The organism is Mycobacterium sp. E802 (assembly GCF_001666875.1).
Classification (GTDB): Bacteria; Actinomycetota; Actinomycetes; order Mycobacteriales; family Mycobacteriaceae; genus Mycobacterium.
In genome coordinates, this window is record NZ_LZJD01000135.1 from 1 (window position 1) to 6,434 (window position 6,434).

The window sequence follows — 6,434 nt, forward strand, 5'->3', positions numbered from 1 at the left end:
CCTTCCTCGCGATGAGGCTGTCGGACGGATCGACGCGCTCGCCTGGACCCTGCAGGTCCGTGTCGACGATGTCGTCCCGCTGATCGAACGCTATCCGAGGGCTCGCGGGATCCGGGCGCTGCGGGTCGCGCTGCCGCTGGTCGACGCGGGTGCCGATTCCCCGCGGGAAACCTGGCTGCGACTGCAGTTGACCGACGCCGGAATGCCTCCCGAGCAGACCCAGATCACGGTGATCCACGCCCGCCGCCGCATCGCGATCATGGATATGGGCTGGGAACAATACGGCGTCGCAGTCAACTACGACGGAATCTTTCACCAGTCCGATCGCAGGCGTTACGTGCAGGACCAGAAGACGTTGCGCAAGCTGGAAGCGCTGGGCTGGATCGTCATTCGGGTGATCGCCGAGGACGACATCGTCGACACGGACCTGCAGGGTCCAGGCGAGCGCGTCGATCCGTCCGACAGCCTCATCGCGAGGAAGGTGACGCCCCAGATCGAACGCGGTCCGTGCCGGTGTCGTCACCGGTAGGCCGGCCACACGTTTGATCTCGTCCTCGGCGTAGGTCTCGTTGCGCACGATCAATCCGTGCGGTGGCCTGCCGTTGCGCCAGATGAGTTCGATGGGGATGTCCGCGTCGACGTAGGCGGCCCCGTGCAGTGGTGATGCGGCGACTCCGGCGATCACCGCCCGGCGGCCCGACCAAAGCCAGGCACCGATGGTTCGGTCACGCAGTGTCGGTTCGCCGCGTACATATACGTCAGGGAAAATTTGTTGGTAGTGGTACCTGAGGTCGTTGCGTGTGACGACTCCGTTGGCCAACGCTTCGCTGCCGATCAGTACCCCGCTCATGGCGGAATGCTGGCATGCGGCACCGACACGGCATCGAGATTGATTCCAGGGACAGAAACGGCCGGGTTTTTGTACCTCACTGCAATCTCGGCGGTGACGAGCCGGCGAGGCCCGCTCGGCCCGGTCCGTCCTCCGTTTTGGAGGCCCGCCAGGTCACCCGTTACTCTGTAGGGCAGTCGTCTGCCGCTGCCGTGCGCGCGGCAACCCCCAAAGCAAGGAGATGCACGTCATGGCTGTGCCCAAGCGCAGAATGTCGCGCGCGAACACCCGTAGCCGGCGCGCGCAGTGGAAGGCCGAGGCCACCGGTCTGGTCGGCGTGAATGTCGCCGGTCAGCAGCACAAGGTGCCGCGCCGTCTGCTCAAGGCCGCTCGTCTGGGTCTCGTCGACCTCGACAAGCGCTAACACCGCACGCACCTTTTCCAAAAAGCGCTATCCGTAAGTGATAGCGCTTTTTGTCGTGTCCAGCCACCGTCGGGGCCGCCCCGGCCACGCAAAACGCTCGGCGAATTTGCGGCGCGCCTCTCAGCCCCCTCTCAGATAGCGGGTTGAAACTGTGCCTGTGCGCATACTTGTCGTTGACGACGATCGCGCTGTGCGCGAATCCCTGCGCCGGTCGCTTTCCTTCAATGGTTATTCGGTCGAGCTGGCCCAGGACGGGGTCGAAGCTCTCGAATCGATAGCAAACGACCGGCCCGACGCCGTGGTCCTGGATGTGATGATGCCGCGGCTGGACGGCCTCGAGGTGTGCCGGCAGCTGCGCAGCACCGGGGACGATCTGCCGATCCTGGTGTTGACGGCTCGCGACTCGGTGTCCGAGCGGGTCGCCGGTCTGGACGCCGGGGCCGATGACTACCTGCCGAAGCCGTTCGCCCTCGAAGAGCTGCTGGCCCGGATGCGGGCGTTGCTGCGCCGAACCGTCTCCGACGACGGCGCCGACTCGCAGAAGATGACGTTCTCCGACCTGACCCTGGACCCGGTGACCCGTGAGGTGACCCGCGGCCAGCGTCAGATCAGCCTCACCCGCACCGAGTTCTCGCTGCTGGAGATGCTGATCGCCAACCCGCGCCGGGTGCTCACCCGTAGCCGCATCCTCGAAGAGGTGTGGGGTTTCGACTTCCCGACCTCCGGCAACGCCCTCGAGGTGTACATCGGGTACCTGCGGCGCAAGACCGAGGCCGAGGGCGAGCCGCGACTGATCCACACCGTGCGGGGCGTCGGTTACGTGCTGCGCGAAACTCCCCCCTGATTTGATGGCGCTCAACGCAAACACCTGGCGCAACACCAGCTCACTGTCACTGCGCTGGCGCGTGATGATGCTCGCGATGTCGATGGTGGCCATGGTCGTGGTGCTGATGGCCGTCGCCGTTTACGCCGTAGTGTCCCGCGCGCTCTACGACGACCTGGACAACCAGCTGCACAGCCGCGCCCGGTTGCTCATCGAGAGCGGTTCACTGGCCGCCGATCCCGGCAAGGCGATCGAGGGCACCGCCTACTCCGACGTCAACGCGATGCTGGTGATCCCGGGCCGGTCCATCTACACCGCCAACCAGCAGGGCCAGATGCTGCCGTTGGGGCAGGCCGAAAAGGACGTCATCTCAGGCGAACTGCTGATGTCGCTGCGCACCGCCAACCATCAGCGGGTGCTGGCGGTGCACCTGGCCAACGGCAGCTCCCTGTTGATCTCCAAGAGCCTGGCCCCCACGGTCCAAGTGCTGCGAAGACTGGGCACCGTGCTGCTCATCGTCGGCGGCGTGGGTGTGGCCGTCGCGGCCATGGCCGGTGGTGCCGTGGCCCGAGCCGGACTGCGGCCGGTGGGCCGGCTCACCGAGGCCGCCGAGCGGGTGGCCCGCACCGATGACCTGCGGCCCATCCCGGTGGTCGGCAGCGACGAGTTGGCCCGGCTCACCGAGGCGTTCAACATGATGCTGCGGGCGCTGGCCGAATCGCGGGAACGGCAGGCCCGGTTGGTGTCCGATGCCGGGCACGAGCTGAGGACACCGCTGACCTCGCTGCGCACCAATGTCGAGCTGCTGATGGCCTCGCAGGCCCCGGGGGCACCGCCGCTGCCCGAGGACGAGATGGCCGGCCTGCAGGCCGATGTGATCGCGCAGATCGAGGAGCTCTCCACCTTGGTCGGCGACCTCGTCGACCTCACCCGCGATGACGCCGGCGGCATCACGCCGGAACCGGTCGACATGTCCGAGGTGGTCGACCGCAGCCTGGAACGGGTCCGGCGGCGCCGCAACGACATCGAGTTCGATGTCGACGTCATCGGCTGGCAGGTGTTCGGCGATGCGCCCGGGCTCGGGCGAGCCGTCCTCAACCTGCTCGACAACGCCGCCAAATGGAGCCCGGCCGGCGGCCGGGTCGGGGTGCGGCTGCGGCAGATCGACCCGACACATGCCGAGCTGATGGTTTCCGATCAGGGGCCCGGCATCCCGCCGCAGGAACGCGCCCTCGTTTTCGAGCGCTTCTACCGTTCGGATGCGGCCAGGGCGATGCCCGGATCAGGTCTCGGGTTGGCTATCGTCCAGCAGGTGGTGCTGAAACACGGTGGCGCACTGCGGATTGACGAGACCGTGCCGGGTGGCGATCCGCCGGGCACCTCGATCTACCTGATGCTGCCGGGGCAGCCGATTCCCAACGTCGACGCGACACACATGCGGTCGGTCGATGATGGGCACACCGTCGGCACGGAGAAAAAGTGAGACAGTTGGATCAGTCGGGGGACGAGTCGCGGATGGATCGAATCTCTAAGTGGATTCTCAGCCCATCTGGGCAACCAGAGTGGCCGCCGCTTCGTTTGACGAAGTGACGGACACGAGGGTTGGAGATACGGGTCGGGTCGGCCCCAGCGCCGACCCCGGACCATTTACAAGAGAAGAGCACGCAGCACAATGACGAACCACCCGAGGTACCCCCAGCAGCCGGATCAACATCCTGGCAGCGTCGCCCCCGGATACGCCGGTGCGCGTCCAGATCCGTACCAGTCGCAGCAGTACGACTGGCGTTATGCGCGTCAGCAGCCGCAACAGCAGCAGCCGCAACAACAGCCGCAGCAGGCCTACCGCGCCCCGTATGACCCGTACCGGATCCCGGCCAGCCCGCAGCCGATCCCGGCCAAGAAACGCTCCCGGGCCGGTCTCGTCGCCGGCGCCCTCGCAGTCGCCGTCGTGTCAGCCGGTGTCGGCGGTGGCGTCGCCACCCTGGTGCACGACGACCATCCGCGGCTGGGCACCCAGGGCCTCGGCGCCGCGCCCACAGTTCCCGCCGCCGCCTTGCCGCCTGGGTCGGTCGAGCAGGTGGCAGCCAAGGTGGTGCCGAGCGTGGTCAAGCTCGAGACCGATCTGGGCCGCGCCTCGGAGGAAGGCTCGGGCATCATCCTGACCGCCGACGGGCTCATCCTGACCAACAACCACGTCGTGCAGGCCGCTGCCAAACCCGGCACACCGGCCCTTCCGCCGGGGGCCGCCCCGTCCTCCGCCCAGACTAAGGTGACGTTCTCCGACGGCACCACCAAGCCGTTCACGGTGGTGGGTACCGATCCCAGCAGCGACATCGCCGTGGTGCGGGCGCAGGACGTCTCGAACCTGACCCCGATCACGCTCGGCTCGTCGGCCAACCTGCGGGTGGGCCAGGACGTCGTGGCCATCGGCTCGCCGCTCGGCCTGGAAGGCACCGTCACCACCGGCATCATCAGCGCGCTGAACCGTCCCGTCGCGGCCGGCGGCGACACCCGCAACCAGAACACGGTGCTCGACGCGATCCAGACCGACGCGGCCATCAACCCGGGCAACTCCGGTGGTGCGCTGGTCAACATGAACGGTGAACTGGTCGGCATCAACTCGGCGATCGCCACGATGGGCGGGGATTCCCCGCAGGCCCAGAGCGGCTCGATCGGCTTGGGCTTCGCCATCCCGGTGGATCAGGCCAAGCGGATCGCCGATGAGTTGATCCAGCGCGGCACGGCCTCGCACGCCTCGCTGGGTGTGCAGGTCAGCAATGACCGGACCACCGACGGCGCCAAGATCGTGGAGGTCACCAACGGCGGGGCCGCTGCAGCCGCCGGTCTACCCAGCGGTGTGGTGGTGACGAAGGTCGACGATCGCGTGATCGGCAGCGCCGACGCACTGGTGGCGGCGGTCCGGTCCAAGGCCCCCGGGGACAAGGTCACGCTGACCTTCACCGACCAGGGCGGTAAGCCGCAGACCGTGGAGGTCACGCTCGGGCGGGCCGAGCAGTGAGCACGGTGATGGGACCGGATTCGGTGGCGCCGCTGCGTCTGGCTACACCGTTGTCTGCTGCCGGATATACGGTTGCAGGCATGGAACAGCCAGGGGAGTTGGTGGGCAGGGCGCTCGTCGTCGTCGTGGATGACCGCACCGCACACGGCGAAGAAGACCACAGCGGGCCGTTGGTCACCGAGTTGTTGGGTGAGGCCGGATTCGTCGTCGACGGCGTGGTGGTGGTGGCCGCAGACGAGGTCGAGATCCGCAATGCACTGAACACCGCGGTGATCGGCGGTGTGGATCTGGTGGTCTCGGTCGGCGGGACGGGAGTGACGCCGCGCGATGTGACGCCGGAGGCCACCCGCGACATCCTCGACCGTGAGCTGCTTGGCATCGCCGAGGCGTTGCGCGGGTCGGGGCTGTCGGCCGGCATCGTCGACGCCGGGTTGTCGCGCGGCCTGTGTGGAGTGTCGGGCAGCACGCTGGTGGTGAACATCGCCGGGTCGCGTGCCGCCGTGCGCGACGGGATGGCCACGCTCGGCCCGCTGGCCGCGCAGGTGATCGGTCAGCTATCAAGCTTGGAGATCTGAGTACGGCGAAAACGGCGGCCTACGGGCCGCCGTTTTTGTTTTGCGGGTGAATACCGCGCCTCGGGGCGCCCGGTTGGTGAACCGCAGGTTAATTACTGTTTGCGTAAGCATTTATGATCAAATGTGATGTTCGTCACAAAGGAGCTTCAACATGGCGGAACGGAACAAATTTTCACGAGACGCAGTTAACAAGATCTTCGGCGACGCCCTGCCGGAGATCGCTCCGGACGAACGTGACACCGCTTCGCCGGACGACGACGCCGACCGCGACCGGTGGTTGCGGAGGAACGTTCCGCCCCATCACCAATAAATAGGTGAGCGGCTACTGGATCCGGGAAACCGCTGGCAGATCACAGTGTTCTGCGCCTCAACTCGTTATCGAAGCGAACGGCATCACAGCATTGCCCAGCGGGGCAAAGACCAGCGTCACGGCGTGCCGAGCCACCTCCGAGCCGGTTTTCAGCAAATTTTGATCGAGTGACCGCCTGCACTGCCGTCCGCCTCCGTTCGCGTTGCCGCCCCTATGCCCTGCCGTTATGTTCCTCGTGTCAACGATGAGCAGTGCGTAAGAGCAATGTGTGAAGTTCCTAATCGGTGTCACATGTGAGACTTGCGCGGCGATACGGTCTGCGGGGGACTGTTACGCCAAGCCACATACTCGGTGGCCCGTCAGGGCCACCGGCATAGAGCTAGGGAGAACATGAAGGCATTCAGTCGGGTGCTGGTCGCGATGGTGACCGCCATTGCGGGGGTCTTTGCGGGCC

Annotated in this window: 5 protein-coding genes and 1 pseudogene; 5 read left to right on the forward strand and 1 reads right to left on the reverse strand. The window is 66.6% G+C overall.

From position 1 onward, the window contains the following. Nucleotides 1-406 precede the first annotated feature (406 nt). Nucleotides 407-850, reverse strand: a pseudogene (locus tag A5699_RS30320) (hypothetical protein); the annotation flags it as partial. A gap of 229 nt (nucleotides 851-1,079) precedes the next feature. Between A5699_RS30320 and rpmF the strand changes: the two are divergent. From rpmF to A5699_RS19640, 5 genes are all read left to right on the forward strand, one after another. Continuing rightward, the gene (gene rpmF / locus A5699_RS19620) at nucleotides 1,080-1,253 is read left to right on the forward strand and encodes a 50S ribosomal protein L32 (RefSeq protein WP_003885704.1); all 174 of its coding nucleotides are present in this window, start codon (nucleotides 1,080-1,082) and stop codon (nucleotides 1,251-1,253) included. Nucleotides 1,254-1,410: 157 nt separating this feature from the next. Continuing rightward, nucleotides 1,411-2,097, forward strand: a complete 687-nt coding sequence (locus A5699_RS19625) for a response regulator transcription factor (protein ID WP_067772571.1) — start codon at nucleotides 1,411-1,413, stop codon at nucleotides 2,095-2,097. Between the two features lie 4 nt (nucleotides 2,098-2,101). Beyond that, the gene (locus A5699_RS19630; protein ID WP_067772575.1) at nucleotides 2,102-3,559 is read left to right on the forward strand and encodes a HAMP domain-containing sensor histidine kinase; all 1,458 of its coding nucleotides are present in this window, start codon (nucleotides 2,102-2,104) and stop codon (nucleotides 3,557-3,559) included. Between the two features lie 189 nt (nucleotides 3,560-3,748). Further along, on the forward strand, nucleotides 3,749-5,095 hold the full coding sequence (locus A5699_RS19635; RefSeq protein ID WP_067772577.1) for a S1C family serine protease: 1,347 nt from the start codon (nucleotides 3,749-3,751) through the stop codon (nucleotides 5,093-5,095). 8 nt (nucleotides 5,096-5,103) lie between these two features. Continuing rightward, the gene (locus tag A5699_RS19640) at nucleotides 5,104-5,670 is read left to right on the forward strand and encodes a molybdenum cofactor biosynthesis protein B (RefSeq protein ID WP_369806732.1); all 567 of its coding nucleotides are present in this window, start codon (nucleotides 5,104-5,106) and stop codon (nucleotides 5,668-5,670) included. Nucleotides 5,671-6,434 lie beyond the last annotated feature (764 nt).